Here is a 15,441-nt window from a genome sequence, read left to right on the forward strand (position 1 = left end):
CATCTTTAGATGCCGAAATAGTTTTCGGTCACAATATAACCAATGAGAGTATTTTTTACACACCAAGAATAATGATCTCGTTAGTGAGACAAAAGATCGTCTTAGTTGTGAGTTGATACATTTACATGACAAGCAATATAGAACTAACCATTCACATTAGAAATAGAATAAATTTCTATACCGTTCGATGAGATAACAGTCGACCATGCATCCAATACATTTTTCAGATAGAAGCAATAAAAGAAAGGAGAAAGTGGAAGGAAGCGGACAATCAAACTCGCTCCCCTTTTTTATGTTGCAGAGGGGGTTACATTCGCATTCCGCCATCGACTTCGAACACTCGTCCGGTCACGAATTCGTTGGTTAACACGTATTTTATGGTCGATGAAATTTCATCCGCCAAACCTAAACGTCCAACCGGAATCATTCCGATTAAACGTTCCATCGCTTCAGGTTTTATTTGGTCTGTCATGGCAGTTTTGATGACACCCGGAGCAATCGCCACTGAGCGAATTCCGAAACGCCCTAACTCTTTCGCCCACACCGTTGCCATGGTGGCTACCGCCGCTTTAGATGCTGAATAGTTGGTTTGACCAATATTCCCGGCACGCGCAACGCTGGATATGTTGATCAGAACCCCTTTGCTATCGGTGTTCAGCATTACCTTGCTCGCTTCACGGCCACACAGGAAAGTGCCTGTTACATTCACATCTAGAACAGACTGAAATTGTTCCAGCGACATCGTGTTAACCTGACCATCTTTGACTTTAATGAACATACCATCACGCATAATACCTGCGTTATTGATAACGCCATTGAGCTGCTTGAAATCTGCCTCAATTTGCTCAAAAGCAGTGCATACCTGCTGTTCGTCAGTCACGTTCGTCACATAAAAACGAGCGGTAACGCCGAGAGATTCACATTCCGCTTTCGTTTCAGCCAGTTGCTCTGAATTGAGGTCGATAAGCGCAAGATGAACGCCATGTTCCGCCAGTGACAGTGCCATTTGTTTACCCAGCCCCTGACCAGCCCCCGTGATCGCAATAACCTTATTTGCTAGATCCATACGCACTCCTTAGGCCTGATTTTGCTTTTGGTAGAACTCAAACAAGCTTGAGAAATCTTTTTGCCCGTTGCCCTGACCGTTGTGAAAATTAAACAGGTTACGAGCCAAGCTGCCCATTGGCGTCGATGTTTGACTGGCAACTGCCGCTTCCATCGCAAGACCCAGATCTTTAGCCATTAACTGGCTCATAAAGCCGCCTTGATAACCATTGCTTGCAGGCGTATTTTCCATCACACCTGGACAAGGGTTATAAAGCTCTAGCGCCCAGTTACGTCCTGAACTTTGCAACATGATGTCGGAAAGCACTTTGGGATCGAGTCCGTTTTCCATCCCTAAATTGAGTGCTTCACAGGTGCCGCTCATCAAAATGCCCAACATCATGTTATTGCAGATCTTCGCCACCTGACCAGCTCCAGCATCACCAGCATGGAAGATGTTTTTACCCATGTGGCTAAGCACCGCTTTGGCTTGAACAAAGTTCTCTTGTGAGCCGCCAACAATGAAAGTTAACGTACCTGCTGCTGCGCCCGCAACGCCACCAGATACTGGTGCATCAACAAAACTGATACCAAGTTGCGATGCTTTTTCGCCAACCAAACGAGCAGTCGTAGGATCGATGGTGGATGAATCAATCAGCAAGGTGCCTGATTCGACGCTATCTAAGATGCCATCTTGACCAAGATAAACGCTTTGAACGTGTTGGCTCGCTGGCAGCATAGTGACAACCACCTCCACACCTTGTACTGCCTGGTGAACGGAATCGGCACTTGAAGCGCCCAATGCGGTCAACTCCTCAACTGCGCTTGGGTTCAAATCAAATACTTCGACATTCAAGCCCGCTTTGAGTAGATTCTTAGCCATAGGCGCACCCATGTTACCAAGGCCAATAAATGCAATTTTGTCCATATCGTATTTCTTCCTTGTACTAAAGTGCCGCTATAGCTACCGACGATGCGGTCAGTGGGTATTCTGCTGAGTCAATTGGCGAGAAGAAGCGCTCCAAAACTTGTGGCGTTACGTCAGAAACCGTGCGATGTTGCCAAGTCGGTTGATTGGTTTTATCAATAATCAGCGCACGAACCCCTTCTCTAAAATCACCTTCTAAGCCACAACGTAGTGTTAGGTTAAATTCCATATCAAAACACGCTTTCAAAGAGAGGCTTTGATACTGCGTTAACTGCTGATAAGTGATACTGAGCGACAACGGACTGCCATAGTTCAGTGACTTCTGCGCATTGACGAACCACTTGTTATCAACGCTAGCACGGCTGATTGCATCAACAATTGACGCTAAGTCACCCGAACATAACTGCTCAATCAATTCCGCATAGGGCATCAACATCCCTTCGGTTGGCTCGTCCACGTGTACCGAACGCAGCGTAGTGGCGATTTTTTCGTTGATGTTCGCTTCACCTTTCCAACTTACCGATGCAAGCAGATCCAGCAGCACTTGCTTGTTTTCTGGCTGTGCAATCCATTGGCTTAACCCCAACGCTTTCATATCTGTTGCGTTAATTTGACAAGCAGTCAAACTTAAGAACAGTGCCAAATGTTTTGGCAACTGGTTTAGGAAGTACGTCGCACCTACATCTGGGTAAAGGCCAATTTTAATCTCTGGCATTGCAAAGCGTGTGGTCGTTTCTGCAACGCGATGGCTGGCACCCATAAATAAGCCCACACCGCCGCCCATCAAATAACCATGTCCCCACGCGATGATCGGTTTTGGATAAGTATGAATAAGATGATCACAGCGATATTCGAGGTCAAAGAAGGTTTCCATCGCTGAAAACGCAGAATCAAAATCTTGCTCTTTGTTTTCAAGTGCACGATAGATCGCTTGAATATCTCCGCCAGCACAAAACGCTTTTTCACCTTGAGCATGCAAGAATACCGCGACGACGCTGTCGTCCGTTTGCCATTCACTAAGCTGTTTGTACAACTTCTCAATCATCACGTAACTCAACGCGTTGAGAGCAGCTGGATTATCAAGCTCTAGCACACCAATAATAGAGCCATCAGCGCACTTAAGTTTTGAAACATTTACTGTACCTGTCATTTGGCCTCCGCTAGCTGTTTGTCCATTGTGGCTTGCGCTTTTGCAAGAACGCATTCACACCCTCAGTCTGATCGTGTGTATTGAACAGCTGTAAAAACAGTTCACGCTCTAAAACCAATCCAGCTGCGTGAGTTTGGCTGCGTCGACCTTGAATTAGCGTTTTGCACGCAGACACAGATTTCGGTGATTGACCTGCAACACGCTGTGCTAGCTCCATAGCCGCTTCGAGTGCTTGACCTTTCGCCACCACCTCTTCGACTAACCCAATTTTTTCCGCTCGCTCGGCCGTCACACGCTCGCCACACAGGATCATACGCTTCGCCCAACCTTCACCTACCAACGCGGTCAGGTTTTGCGTCCCGCCCGCACACGGCAACAAGCCTACCGATGCTTCAGGAAGTGCCATTTGTACTTGTTCTTCTGCGATGCGAATGTCACACGCCATCGCCACTTCCAGACCGCCGCCCATCGCGTAACCATTAATCGCTGCGATAGAAACCCCATCGAATGCAGAAAGCGCTTCAAACGCTTCACCAAATGCGAACGCCATGTTTGCTGCTTGTGATTTATCACCCGATGCAAAGTTATTAAGATCTGCTCCAGCAGAAAAGAATTTCTCGCCTTCGCCTGTTAAAACCAACGCATAAATAGAGCGATCATTACTAAGTTCAATTGCCAACTCTTTTAGCTGATTCAAAGATTCAAGCGTCCAGGTGTTTGCTGGCGGGTTACTAATCGTGAGCTTGGCAATATGCGCTTCGCGCTCTAATTTGATTTGTGCCGTCATAATCTTTCAGTCCTTTTTAATTTCTTTAGGTAAGGCTGTGTCTCGCTGACTAAAGCAGCTCAACGCCTTCCGTTAGTAATCGTCTTGCGACGATCAGACGCATGATTTCGTTGGTACCTTCAAGAATTTGGTGAACACGAACGTCTCGGAAATGGCGCTCGACTGGATATTCTTTTATGTAGCCATAGCCACCGTGAATTTGCAGCGCCTGATCGCAGACTTTAAAGCCCACATCAGTAGCAAAGCGTTTTGCCATGGCACAGTACGCACTTTTTTCTGCGTGCTGGGCATCGAGTTTAGCGGCAGCGAGTCGCACCATTTGACGCGCAGCGACCAGCTCAGTCGCCATATCAGCAAGCTTGAACTGCAACGCTTGAAATTGCGCCAGTGAACGGCCGAACTGTTTGCGTTCGTTCATATATTGCTTGGCTTCGTTCAGTGCTTGTTGCGCAGTACCGACGGAACAAGTAGCGATATTGATTCGACCACCATCAAGGCCAAGCATGGCGAACTTAAAGCCTTCTCCCTCTTCACCCAACAGATAGTCAGCCGGAATGCGGACATTTTCGAAGGTAATCATGCGAGTTGGCTGGCAGTTCCAACCCATTTTGGCTTCTTTTTTACCGTAGCTAATGCCTTCGCAATCAGCAGGAACAACGAATGCAGAAACGCCACCCGCTCCTTCACCACACGAACGCGCCATCACGACCAATACATCTGTATCACCGGCACCCGAGATAAACACTTTTGCGCCATTGAGGACAAACTCATCGCCATCACGCACTGCGCTAGTCGTTAGAGAAGCGGCGTCAGAGCCGGCATTAGGTTCGGTTAAACAGTAGGAAGCGAGCTTTTCACCCGAAATTAGATCCGCGCTAAATTGCTGCGCCACTTCGGCTTTGGCAAAGCTGGTGATCATCCACGTCGCCATGTTGTGAATGGTCATAAACGCAGTAGTCGCGGTACAACCCATAGCCAACTGCTCGAAAATGATCGCCGCATCCAAACGAGATAACCCTAAGCCACCATGCTCTGGCGGCGTATAGATGCTCAGAAAACCAAGTTCACCTGCTTGACGCAGTACGTCTTTAGGGAAATGATGGTTTTCATCCCACTCGGCCGCATGAGGCGCTAACATTTGGTCTGCAAACTGCTTTGCTACTTCGGCAAACGCGAGTTGATCTTCGTTTAATTCAAAATCCATCTTGAAGTCCTAAGGTCTAATTCGTTGCATTTGTATCCGAGCCAAGCCCACTTAAACGGTGGCGCTTGGCTAGAGGTGTCGCTAATCCAGTAATTAGCTAAGTTGAATGGTCATGTTTGGACCGCTTGGAATGTCATCTTCAAACCAACGCGCGGTGACAGTTTTCGTCTCGGTGTAGAAGCGAACCGCTTGTTTACCGTAAGCATGCAGGTCGCCGTAGAAGCTGCCTTTCCACCCAGTAAACGAGAAGAACGGCAATGGCACCGGAATCGGTACGTTGATGCCTACGTTACCTACTTCGATATTGTGTTGATACTTTCTCGCGGCAGCGCCGTTCGCCGTGAAAATAGACGTACCATTACCAAAGCGGTTTGCATTGATCAGTTCAATCGCTTCATCTAGGTCATCCACTTCCATAGTTAACAGTACAGGCCCGAAAATTTCTTCCTGATAAATCGACATGTCTGTGGTCACGTTGGTAAACAGTGTTGGCCCCACCCAGTTACCGTTCGGGAAGCCAGGTACTTGGCAATCTGTCCCGTCCAGAACACAATTCGCGCCTGACGCTTTGCCTTCATTAATCAGATTCACCACTCGCTGCTTCGCTTGAGGGCTAATCAGTGGACCATAACCGGCGGTTTCATCATCCCACGCGCCAGGCTGAACCTGAGCTAACGCCTCTTTAAGCTCTGGAATCCATTCTTTGGTTTCGCCGACAAATACGGCAACCGAAATCGCCATACAGCGTTGGCCTGCAGCACCAACTGACGCGCCAACTAGGTTATTGATGACTTGCTGTTTGTTTGCATCCGGCATGATGACCATGTGGTTCTTAGCACCTGCAAATGACTGCACGCGTTTCAGGTTGTCTGTACCTGTTTTGTAGATGTACTCACCAACGGGCACAGAGCCAACAAAAGAGATCGCACGAACAACTGGATCAGTCAGAATGCGGTCGACTTGCTCTTTGGTCCCGTGAACAACTTGCAATACGCCTTTTGGTGCGCCAGCTTGTTCAAACAGCTCCGCCAGTTTCATTGCCGTTAGTGGCACTTGCTCTGACGGCTTCAAAATAAAGGTGTTGCCACAAGCGATCGCCATCGGGAACATCCACAATGGGATCATCGCAGGGAAGTTAAACGGTGTAATGCCAGCACAAACGCCGAGCGGTTGAATGTAAGAGTAACCATCAATATTGGTCGCGACGTTCTCAACCGTTTCGCCCATCATTGAGCTACAAATGTTTGCAGCTTGCTCTACCACTTCAATTCCGCGCCAAATGTCACCCTTTGCATCCGCGAGGGTTTTGCCTGTCTCACTTGAAAGCAGTATCGCCAACTCATCGTGTTGCTCTTTTAGCAGATGTTGGTAACGCAACATCAATCTAGCACGCTCCGGCGCTGCAACTTCTTTCCAGCGTTTGAACGTTTCTGTTGCGCTGGTAATCGCCGCATTCATTTCCGATTCCGTGGCACAAGGTACTTGTGCAATCACTTCGTTGGTTGCCGGGTTAGTTACATCTAGCCATTGTTTTGAATCGGAGATGGCAAATTCACCACCGATATACTGCTTTACTTGTTCTGTCATGATGACATCCTTGTATTTTTCAGCTTGTTACTGACTACTGTTATGTAAGTGAAACTTTGTTGAGAGTGATTTAGCAGATTTCAATCGCGATAGCGGTAGCTTCGCCGCCGCCAATACAAAGCGATGCAACGCCACGCTTACCACCAGTTTGTTTTAGCGCATGAATCAAAGTGACAAGGATTCGATTGCCACTTGCGCCTATTGGATGCCCCAGCGCACAAGCCCCTCCGCGAGGGTTCACTTTGCTCTCGTCCAGTTCGAGAGCTTTCACCGCGTATTGAGTCACGACAGCAAAAGCTTCATTGATTTCCCAAAGTTCCACGTCTGATTTGTCCCAGCCCGTTTTTTCCAGCAGCGATTCAATCGCGAAGACTGGTGCGATGGTGAACTCATCAGGCTGTCTTGCATGCGTGCTGTACGCGACAATTTTGGCTAGAGGCTGAAGGTTTTCCTGACGACCAAACTCACTATCGACTAAGATCATTGCCGACGCACCATCCGAAATGGAACTAGAGTTTGCTGCGGTTACGCCGCCATCTTTGGCAAACGCAGGGCGTAAGGTAGGAATTTTAGTGACGTCGAGTTTGCTCGGTTGCTCATCATCTACAACCAAGGTTTCGCCGCGCCGACTTTTTACGTTAACAGGCACGATCTCTTCTTTGAACAAACCTTGTTCGATTGCTTGCTGCGCACGAGTCACCGACTGCTGCGCCCAGGCATCCATACTTTCACGGCTAAACTGATACTTTTGCGCCGTCTGTTCTGCAAAGACACCCATCAGCTCGCCTTGGTAGGCATCCTGCAACCCGTCATAAAACATGTGATCAAGCACTTGCTCGTGACCTAAACGGAAACCATCACGCGCTTTCTTTAATAGATAAGGAGAAGACGACATGTTTTCCATGCCACCAGCGATGACAGCATGCGCATTGCCAGATTGAATAAGGTCATATGCCAGCATGACGGTTTTCATACCCGAACCACAAACTTTGTTCAGTGTCGTACAACCAATCGATTGTGGCATTTCAGCTTTAAGACTTGCTTGTCTTGCAGGCGCTTGCCCCACACCGGCGGTTAAAACGCATCCCATCAACACTTCGTCTATTTTGTGCACATCGAGTTGGCTTTCGGCTAGCGCCCCTTGAATGGCTTTCGCACCGAGTTCCGTGACATCTGTTGAAGCTAATGCACCTTGAAAAGAGCCGATAGGCGTTCGCTTAGCGGCAACAATCCATGTTTCATTTTTCATTCCATTAACCTTTTGTTGACGTTTACGTCATAACTATACTAACATTTACGTTAACGTCAAGTTTGAGGTTATTGTTTGTTCGAGTGATTCTTTGATTTCGAGTAAATGCGAGTGATATCAAGGCTCAAGAGTGGATGTTGTTTGTTTACTTTAACGTTAACGAATTGTATATTCATGTGAATGTTATACGAAAGTCGTAAGGTTAAGGAATGAACACATTTAAGATCAGCGAGCTCGCGAAAGAGTTCGACATTACTACTCGAAGCATTCGCTTCTACGAAGATTTAGGTCTCCTAACTCCAGAACGTAAAGGCAACACTCGAATCTACAATGGTCGCGATCGAATTAGACTAAAACTGATTTTGCGAGGTAAGCGATTGGGCTTTTCTCTTGCAGATATCAAAGAGTTATTTGAACTCTACGATACCGATCAAAGTACTGAGCAGTTGAACTATATGATTCGGTTGATCGAAGAGAAGAAGGCAGCATTGCAACAGCAAGCAAACGACATTCAAGCGGTAATGATGGAGTTAAATGCTGCGCAGTTGCGATGCCAAAACACACTGAGATCCATGAAAGGCGAAAAAGTCACCTAACACCTCAACTCTGGGATGTAGGTGACGTAAAGGCAAGGACACGCAATGAAATCTACCTACTCTTCCCTGAACTTTGTTTATGACGAAAATACCGATTTGCTTCGCGAGCAAATCAATAGTTTTGCTGCAAGAGAAATTGCGCCGCTAGCGCAATCTATCGACCAAACTAACGACTTTCCAAACCATCTTTGGTCCAAATTAGGTGACATGGGTCTTTTAGGTGTGACCACCAGCGAAGAGTTTGGTGGTGCAGGCATGGGCTATCTCGCCCACGTTATCGCTATGGAAGAAATAAGCCGAGCATCCGCTTCGGTTGCGTTAAGTTACGGCGCTCACTCCAACCTTTGCGTCAACCAAATCCACCGTAACGGCACACAAGCGCAAAAAGAGAAATACCTACCTAAGCTCATCTCCGGTGAACATATCGGCGCCCTTGCTATGAGTGAACCCGGCGCCGGCTCTGATGTGGTCTCTATGCAGCTTAAAGCCGAACGTAAAGGCGATATTTTCCTATTAAATGGCAACAAAATGTGGATCACCAACGGCCCTGATGCACACACCTATGTTGTCTACGCAAAAACCGACCCAAGCCAGCACTCCAAAGGCATCACGGCGTTTATTGTGGAACGCGGATTCCCTGGATTTACTCAAGCACAAAAACTCGACAAGTTGGGCATGCGCGGCTCGAATACGTGTGAGCTGGTCTTCCAAAACTGCGAGGTCCCTGCGGAGAATATTCTCGGCGAAGAAAACCAAGGCGTGAAAGTATTGATGAGCGGCCTCGACTACGAACGTGTGGTGCTTGCAGGCGGCCCACTTGGCATCATGCAGGCGTGTATGGATATCGTTGTGCCTTACATTCACGACCGTAAACAGTTCGGTAAATCCATCGGTGAATTCCAGCTAGTTCAAGCAAAAATCGCGGATATGTACACACAAATGAATGCCGCTAAAGCGTATGTTTACGCCGTCGCTGCCGCTTGTGATCGCGGTGAAACCACACGTAAAGATTCTGCTGGCGCGATCCTCTACAGCGCAGAGCTGGCAACCAAGATGGCACTGGATGCGATTCAACTACTTGGCGGTAACGGCTACATCAACGAGTTTGATACGGGCCGTTTGTTGCGAGATGCCAAGCTGTATGAAATCGGTGCGGGCACGTCAGAAATTCGCCGCATGCTTATTGGTCGCGAATTGTTTAACGAAAGCGCCTAATCATCATACCTAGGCGGTTCGAACTCGAAACAACTTCCTTATTCAATCTAAATCTTATTCAACCTAAATAAAGACGGGTGGTGACACCCGTCTACCGAATGGAGATCGGCTATTTATGGCTTGTTTGACGACCAATATTAATACCCATTCAGAGCAGTATCAGGAAAACTACCGCTCTATGGCTTCACTTGTAGATCAACTTTATACCGTGACTGCCCAAATAGAAGATGGTGGCGGTGAGAAAGCCCGCGAGCATCAGCAGAAGAAAGGCAAACTTCCGGTACGTGAGCGCATTCTTGCCCTACTCGACCCTGGTTCGTCCTTTCTAGAAATTGGTCAATTTGCTGGCTGGGATGTGTATCCAGATTACGTTCCATGTGCTGGAGTGGTTGCAGGTGTGGGTGTGATTGACGGCACTGAGTGCATGATCGTCGCGAACGACGTGACGGTAAAAGGCGGCAGTTACTACCCACTCACCGTGAAAAAGCACTTAAGAGCACAAGAAATTGCAGAAAAATGCCAACTGCCGTGTGTTTACTTAGTCGACTCTGGCGGTGCTAACCTCCCCCGCCAAGATGAAGTCTTCCCAGATAAAGACCATTTTGGCCGTATTTTCTACAACCAAGCCCGTATGTCGGCCAAAGGCATTCCACAAATTGCGGTGGTCATGGGGCTATGTACCGCTGGCGGCGCTTATGTCCCTGCCATGTGCGACGTATCCATCATAGTCAAAGAACAAGGCACGATTTTTTTGGCAGGTCCACCTCTTGTAAAAGCAGCGACAGGTGAAGAAGTCAGTGCGGAAGATCTTGGTGGCGCAGACGTTCATTGTCGCACCTCTGGTGTGGCGGACTATTACGCAGAAAATGATCACCACGCGTTAGAGTTGGCAAGACAAGCCGTTTCTCAAATTAACCACTTGAAACCCGTTCAACTCAAGCAAAAAGCACCACAGGAACCACATTTTCCTGCCCAAGAGCTGTACGGCATCGTCGGGACCGATCTCAAAAAGCCGTTTGATGTTAAAGAGGTCATTGCCCGAATTGTTGATGATTCCCAGTTCGATGAATTTAAAGCCTTGTTCGGCGAAACCTTGGTCTGTGGCTTTGCCCATATTCACGGTATGCCGATTGGCATTGTCGCTAACAACGGCATTCTATTTTCGGAATCAGCACAAAAAGGCGCGCATTTTATTGAGCTGTGCGCACAACGCAAAATTCCTCTGCTCTTCTTGCAGAACATCACGGGCTTTATGGTCGGTCAGAAGTACGAAGCCGAAGGCATCGCCAAACATGGTGCGAAAATGGTAACTGCTGTTGCGTGTGCAGACGTGCCGAAGTTTACCGTGGTTATTGGTGGATCGTATGGCGCAGGAAACTACGGCATGTGTGGCCGCGCTTATGATCCAACCATGATGTGGATGTGGCCAAACGCGCGCATCTCCGTCATGGGTGGAGAGCAAGCGGCTGGCGTGATGGCGCAAGTGACCCGCGATATCAAAACTCGCAAAGGTGAAAGCTGGAGCGTAGAGGAAGAAGAAGCGTTCAAACGTCCAATTGCGGAGCAATATCAGACTCAAAGCCATGCATACTACGCCAGTGCACGCCTGTGGGACGACGGCATTATTGACCCTGCGAAAACCCGTGATGTTGTCGGCATTGCTCTGTCTGCTGCGCTTAATGCGCCAATACCAGACAGTAAATTTGGCATCTTCCGCATGTAGCCGGATGCAAGGCAAACCTTAACTCCTCGCGAATACCGATGTTTAAAAAGTAATGGTTAGCGAGCATTGAAATACAGACTGAAATGTCAGACAAAGGAAGTCACATGACCGGACTACTGCTTGAAAAAGACAGCAATGGCGTTGCTTGGTTGAGCCTCAATCGACCAGAGAAACACAACGCGTTTAATGATGAATTAATTGCTTCACTTATCGACACCTTGGAAAAACTTGAGAGAGACAACTCTCTACGTGCATTGGTACTAACGGCGCAAGGTAAACACTTTTCTGCGGGTGCGGATCTTGGCTGGATGCAGTCAATGGCCACCAAAACCGAGGGGGAAAATCTGCAAGATGCACAGCAGTTAGCGTTGCTCTTGCACAAACTGGATACCTTTAGCAAACCAACCATTGCTATGGTGCATGGCGCTGCATTTGGCGGCGCACTTGGGCTTATCTGCTGCTGCGATATCGCTATCGGTACACCTGAAAGCCGCTTCTGTTTGAGTGAAGTGAAACTCGGTTTGTTACCCGCGACAATCGGACCCTACGTCATTCGAGCGATTGGACAACGACAAAGCCGACGCTACTTTTTAACCGCGGAACTGATTGATGCCGAAACCGCACTATCGATGAGTATTCTTCATCAGATAGACTCTCAACCACGTGAAGCCGTCAATCGCACCATTGATCACCTGCTTAACAACGGTCCACAAGCCATGCAGGCAGCAAAAACGCTCTGCTTACGTTGTGACAATCAACCTATCGAGCATTCATTAATTGAATACACCAGCCAAGCTATTGCAACCGCCCGCGTGTCCGAAGAAGGACAAGAAGGACTGAGTGCATTTTTTGAAAAGCGCGCCGCCAATTGGAGGAATCATGTTTAAAAGAATACTGATCGCAAACCGCGGTGAAATTGCCTGCCGAATCATTAAAACCGCAAAAAGCATGGCTATAGAGACGGTTGCCGTCTATTCCGAAGCGGATCGCAGCAGCTTACATGTTAAACAAGCGGATTTCGCTGAATTCATTGGCCCCGCTCCTGCGAGTGAATCGTATCTCGATATCGATGCAATTATCGGCGCTGCGAAAAAATGGCAAGCCGATGCTATCCACCCTGGGTATGGTTTTCTTTCCGAGAACCCTAAACTGGCGAAAGCGTGCAGCGAAAATGGCATTGTTTTTATTGGCCCTCCCACCAGCGCAATTGAAGCAATGGGTTCGAAGTCGCAAGCCAAAGCCATCATGTCTGAGGCGAACGTGCCCTTGGTTCCCGGCTATCACGGCACAGACAACAGCGTAGAGCACTTATTAGCGGAAGCTGAAAAAATCGGTTACCCAGTGATGCTTAAAGCAACACAAGGTGGCGGCGGCAAAGGCATGCGAGTGGTCAACAGCGCAGCCGAAATGCCGCTGGCTATCGACGGAGCGCAGCGTGAAGCACTTTCAAGCTTTGGCGATAAGCAGCTTCTAATCGAAAAATGCATATTGCAGCCTCGCCACGTGGAAGTTCAGGTATTCGCAGACCAGCGTGGCAACTGTGTCTATCTTTCTGATCGCGATTGTTCCATTCAGCGTCGTCACCAAAAAGTAGTCGAAGAAGCACCAGCTCCCGGTCTTAGTGATGAACTGCGTAAACAAATGGGTGAAGCTGCGGTTCAGGCCGCTCAAGCGATCGACTATGTTGGCGCTGGCACGGTGGAGTTCTTACTCGATAGCCGAGGTCAATTCTACTTCATGGAGATGAATACCCGTCTGCAAGTTGAACACCCTGTCACTGAATTGATCACCGGCGTTGATTTGGTGGAGTGGCAATTCAAAGTCGCAGCTGGCGAGCATTTACCTATTTCGCAATCGGAAATCACCCACAACGGTCATTCAATTGAGCTGCGAATTTACGCAGAAGATACAGACAATGACTTTATGCCGTCGACTGGCCGCATTGATTACTTAAAAGAACCCGTATCAGACAGTAGTGTGCGCCTAGCGTGCGTACGCGTTGATAGTGGTGTTACCCAAGGCGATAGCATCAGCGAATATTACGATCCAATGATCAGCAAGCTGATCGTCTGGGGGCAAACTCGTGATATCGCTCTAAAGCAGATTAAGCAGGCGTTAACTCAATATCACGTACGTGGCGTAACGACAAACATTGGTTATCTGCACAGTATTATTTCGCAGCCAGCCTTTGCCGAGATTGAGCTCGATACAGGTTTCCTCGTAAGACATCAACAAGGCATAAATGAGCAGCAAGACGTCTCGGATTCAATCTGGCTTACATTGGCGGCGGTTGCTCGTTGGAATGATCTCATTTCAAAATCAGACAGCTCAACGTTACCCGCGCCAACCAAACGAGGTTTTAGACTGTCAGTTGACAACGTTTACCGATTTAACTTCACGGATGCCAATGCCAACCATCAGGCACGTTTGCAACAATCATCGCAAGATACAGGATCTCACTTCACTGTCCGATGCGGCGAGGATCTGCATCAGGTCATCCTGCTTGAAAGTGACAACCAGTTTATCGTCGATATTGATAATGTGCGTTACACCTTTAATGCACTTAGCGATGAACAAAGAACAACACTATTTTATCTTGGTCAGCAGCGCACGTTCGCTCATCAACCTAACTTTGACTCTGCAAAAGATGTAGATGATGAACTAAGTCCAACCGCACCACTCAACGGCATAATTTCAGCAGTTATGGTGGCTAAAGGTGACGAAGTGGCGGCGGGCGATCCGCTTTTGGTACTCGAAGCAATGAAAATGGAATACACCATCACGGCTCCGGTAGCAGCAAAAGTCGACGAATTGTTTTATCAGCACGGGGACCAAGTACAGCACGGTTCCATCCTGCTGAATTTGGCTTTGATATCGGATAACGTCAGTGAAGATAAGGAGCGCGAATATGCTACCAGCGAAGGTTAATATCGTCGAAGTCGGCGCTCGTGATGGTCTGCAAAATGAAACGTCAGTGACGCTGGTTGATAAAATCCGTTTGATTAACCAACTAAGCAGCAGTGGCTTAAAGCATATTGAGGCGGGATCTTTCGTCTCTCCAAGGTGGGTGCCTCAAATGGCCGATTCCGATCAGGTGTTTGCTGGTATCTCAAAAAAGCCTGAAGTGGTTTATAGCGCGCTCACACCAAATCTCGCAGGGTTAGAACGTGCGCTGGAAAGCGGTGTAAAGCGAATTGCGGTGTTTGGCTCCGCTTCAGAAACGTTCAGCCAGAAGAACATCAACTGCAGCATTACCGAAAGTCTCGCTCGATTTGAACCCGTTATCGAATTGGCGAACCAGCACAACATTCCTGTACGCGGGTACTTGTCTTGTACCATGGTGTGTCCATATGAGGGAGTAATAAAGCCAGAGCAAACTACCAAGGTCGCCAATACGTTGTTTGATATGGGATGTTATGAGATTTCGCTCGGTGATACTGTCGGTAAAGCAACGCCTAATCGCGTTATCGCCATGCTGGATTCGTTGTTAACGCTACTGCCAAAAGACGCGCTCGCAGTACATTTTCATGACACTTATGGACAAGCATTAGCCAATATCTACCAAGCCTTGTTAATGGGCATCAACACCATTGATAGCGCAGTAGCGGGGCTCGGCGGCTGCCCTTACGCGAAAGGAGCCAGTGGCAATGTTGCAACGGAAGATGTACTTTATCTGTGTGAGCAACTTGGGATTGAAACAGGCGTTGACCTTGGCGTCATCAATGAAGCGGGTTGGCAAATTTGCCGTGCGTTAGGAAAGTCTCCTGCTTCTAGGGTCGCATTAGCTCTGGGCGATCCGTATAGCTTGTAAATCATCAACAACCAATCAGGTAATGTATTTAAACGGGCATGCAGACGTACGTGCCCGTTTTTTATTGTTACTCATAAAAACCTTAACGCTCAACGGTCTTCATCACATTAATTAGTGCCTGATTTCAGCTACAATTTAGTTTCAAAG

13 protein-coding genes are annotated in these 15,441 nt (G+C 48.0%); 6 read left to right on the forward strand and 7 right to left on the reverse strand.

All coding sequences use genetic code 11. From position 1 onward, the window contains the following. Positions 1 to 307 precede the first annotated feature (307 nt). From R7E51_RS00095 to R7E51_RS00125, 7 genes are all read right to left on the reverse strand, one after another. Complete coding sequence (locus R7E51_RS00095) at positions 308 to 1,066, reverse strand: SDR family oxidoreductase (protein WP_017820331.1); 759 nt, start codon at positions 1,064 to 1,066, stop codon at positions 308 to 310. A gap of 9 nt (positions 1,067 to 1,075) precedes the next feature. Next, positions 1,076 to 1,972 carry a 3-hydroxyisobutyrate dehydrogenase gene (gene mmsB, locus R7E51_RS00100; protein WP_017820332.1) on the reverse strand — a complete coding sequence of 299 codons (897 nt, stop codon included), beginning with the start codon at positions 1,970 to 1,972 and terminating at the stop codon, positions 1,076 to 1,078. Positions 1,973 to 1,991: 19 nt separating this feature from the next. Further along, positions 1,992 to 3,122, reverse strand: a complete 1,131-nt coding sequence (locus R7E51_RS00105) for an enoyl-CoA hydratase/isomerase family protein (protein ID WP_005373222.1) — start codon at positions 3,120 to 3,122, stop codon at positions 1,992 to 1,994. A gap of 10 nt (positions 3,123 to 3,132) precedes the next feature. Further along, complete coding sequence (locus R7E51_RS00110; protein ID WP_005373224.1) at positions 3,133 to 3,909, reverse strand: enoyl-CoA hydratase; 777 nt, start codon at positions 3,907 to 3,909, stop codon at positions 3,133 to 3,135. Positions 3,910 to 3,958: 49 nt separating this feature from the next. Then, positions 3,959 to 5,113: an acyl-CoA dehydrogenase family protein gene (locus tag R7E51_RS00115; RefSeq protein ID WP_005373226.1), complete on the reverse strand. Its 1,155-nt coding sequence runs from the start codon at positions 5,111 to 5,113 to the stop codon at positions 3,959 to 3,961. Between the two features lie 93 nt (positions 5,114 to 5,206). Next, positions 5,207 to 6,700 carry a CoA-acylating methylmalonate-semialdehyde dehydrogenase gene (locus R7E51_RS00120; protein ID WP_005373229.1) on the reverse strand — a complete coding sequence of 498 codons (1,494 nt, stop codon included), beginning with the start codon at positions 6,698 to 6,700 and terminating at the stop codon, positions 5,207 to 5,209. 70 nt (positions 6,701 to 6,770) lie between these two features. Next, on the reverse strand, positions 6,771 to 7,949 hold the full coding sequence (locus R7E51_RS00125) for a thiolase family protein (protein WP_005373232.1): 1,179 nt from the start codon (positions 7,947 to 7,949) through the stop codon (positions 6,771 to 6,773). 209 nt (positions 7,950 to 8,158) lie between these two features. On the opposite strand from R7E51_RS00125, the gene R7E51_RS00130 reads away from it, so the two are divergent. The 6 genes from R7E51_RS00130 (at position 8,159) to R7E51_RS00155 (ending at position 15,294) form a co-directional block, all read left to right on the forward strand. Beyond that, positions 8,159 to 8,545, forward strand: a complete 387-nt coding sequence (locus R7E51_RS00130) for a MerR family transcriptional regulator (protein ID WP_005373242.1) — start codon at positions 8,159 to 8,161, stop codon at positions 8,543 to 8,545. Positions 8,546 to 8,590: 45 nt separating this feature from the next. Next, on the forward strand, positions 8,591 to 9,760 hold the full coding sequence (locus tag R7E51_RS00135; protein WP_005373245.1) for an isovaleryl-CoA dehydrogenase: 1,170 nt from the start codon (positions 8,591 to 8,593) through the stop codon (positions 9,758 to 9,760). A gap of 115 nt (positions 9,761 to 9,875) precedes the next feature. Further along, positions 9,876 to 11,483, forward strand: coding sequence for a carboxyl transferase domain-containing protein (locus R7E51_RS00140; RefSeq protein ID WP_005373247.1), 1,608 nt, complete (start codon positions 9,876 to 9,878; stop codon positions 11,481 to 11,483). Between the two features lie 104 nt (positions 11,484 to 11,587). Next, positions 11,588 to 12,370 (forward strand): enoyl-CoA hydratase-related protein, encoded by a 783-nt coding sequence (locus tag R7E51_RS00145; protein ID WP_005373249.1) that lies wholly within the window; start codon positions 11,588 to 11,590, stop codon positions 12,368 to 12,370. After that, positions 12,363 to 14,411 carry an acetyl/propionyl/methylcrotonyl-CoA carboxylase subunit alpha gene (locus R7E51_RS00150; RefSeq protein ID WP_005373251.1) on the forward strand — a complete coding sequence of 683 codons (2,049 nt, stop codon included), beginning with the start codon at positions 12,363 to 12,365 and terminating at the stop codon, positions 14,409 to 14,411. Before R7E51_RS00145 ends, R7E51_RS00150 begins: the two co-directional genes overlap by 8 nt. Then, positions 14,392 to 15,294 carry a hydroxymethylglutaryl-CoA lyase gene (locus R7E51_RS00155; RefSeq protein ID WP_005373253.1) on the forward strand — a complete coding sequence of 301 codons (903 nt, stop codon included), beginning with the start codon at positions 14,392 to 14,394 and terminating at the stop codon, positions 15,292 to 15,294. The genes R7E51_RS00150 and R7E51_RS00155 overlap by 20 nt, the downstream gene beginning before the upstream one ends. The last annotated feature ends 147 nt before the right edge of the window (positions 15,295 to 15,441 follow it).

This window comes from Vibrio sp. Vb1166 (assembly GCF_033338695.1).
GTDB classification, from domain to species: domain Bacteria; phylum Pseudomonadota; class Gammaproteobacteria; order Enterobacterales; family Vibrionaceae; genus Vibrio; species Vibrio alginolyticus.

Coding starts and splice junctions, on each gene's coding strand:
- R7E51_RS00095 (WP_017820331.1), bottom strand. CDS start 1,066: ATGGATCTAGCAAATAAGGTTATTGCGATCACGGGGGCTGGTCAGGGG.
- mmsB (WP_017820332.1), bottom strand. CDS start 1,972: ATGGACAAAATTGCATTTATTGGCCTTGGTAACATGGGTGCGCCTATG.
- R7E51_RS00105 (WP_005373222.1), bottom strand. CDS start 3,122: ATGACAGGTACAGTAAATGTTTCAAAACTTAAGTGCGCTGATGGCTCT.
- R7E51_RS00110 (WP_005373224.1), bottom strand. CDS start 3,909: ATGACGGCACAAATCAAATTAGAGCGCGAAGCGCATATTGCCAAGCTC.
- R7E51_RS00115 (WP_005373226.1), bottom strand. CDS start 5,113: ATGGATTTTGAATTAAACGAAGATCAACTCGCGTTTGCCGAAGTAGCA.
- R7E51_RS00120 (WP_005373229.1), bottom strand. CDS start 6,700: ATGACAGAACAAGTAAAGCAGTATATCGGTGGTGAATTTGCCATCTCC.
- R7E51_RS00125 (WP_005373232.1), bottom strand. CDS start 7,949: ATGAAAAATGAAACATGGATTGTTGCCGCTAAGCGAACGCCTATCGGC.
- R7E51_RS00130 (WP_005373242.1), top strand. CDS start 8,159: ATGAACACATTTAAGATCAGCGAGCTCGCGAAAGAGTTCGACATTACT.
- R7E51_RS00135 (WP_005373245.1), top strand. CDS start 8,591: ATGAAATCTACCTACTCTTCCCTGAACTTTGTTTATGACGAAAATACC.
- R7E51_RS00140 (WP_005373247.1), top strand. CDS start 9,876: ATGGCTTGTTTGACGACCAATATTAATACCCATTCAGAGCAGTATCAG.
- R7E51_RS00145 (WP_005373249.1), top strand. CDS start 11,588: ATGACCGGACTACTGCTTGAAAAAGACAGCAATGGCGTTGCTTGGTTG.
- R7E51_RS00150 (WP_005373251.1), top strand. CDS start 12,363: ATGTTTAAAAGAATACTGATCGCAAACCGCGGTGAAATTGCCTGCCGA.
- R7E51_RS00155 (WP_005373253.1), top strand. CDS start 14,392: ATGCTACCAGCGAAGGTTAATATCGTCGAAGTCGGCGCTCGTGATGGT.